The following is a 239-nucleotide window of genomic DNA, read 5'->3' as shown; positions in this document are numbered from 1 at the left end:
ATACTCAGGTCATCATAATGATTTGTATATTGGCACCTGCCAATTAGCAACGGAAACAAAGCTTATTTGCGTAAGAAATAAACCAATTCAAAAAATTGAAGGTGATATGGTGAAACTCGAAGTAAATAAGAAAATCGAAAATTCCAATGAGCATAACCAGCAAATGCAAACGACACAGTAAACTGCGCGGCTGATTTGGGCGTTATATCCCATGCCGGGAGCTATGGAAACCATAGCGA

The 239-nt window shown here is 38.9% G+C and carries 1 protein-coding gene; it reads left to right on the top strand.

Features of this window, described 5'->3' with window-relative positions:
* Positions 1-181, top strand: a 181-nt coding sequence (locus Q4563_RS22375) for a hypothetical protein (protein ID WP_303606111.1), incomplete at its 5' end; no start/stop codon positions are given.
* Between the last annotated feature and the right edge of the window lie 58 nt (positions 182-239).

The sequence above is a fragment of the Gilvimarinus sp. 1_MG-2023 genome, assembly GCF_030548285.1.
Note: the sequence above shows the minus strand (reverse complement) of the source record. Positions and strands in the feature narration are given on the sequence as shown.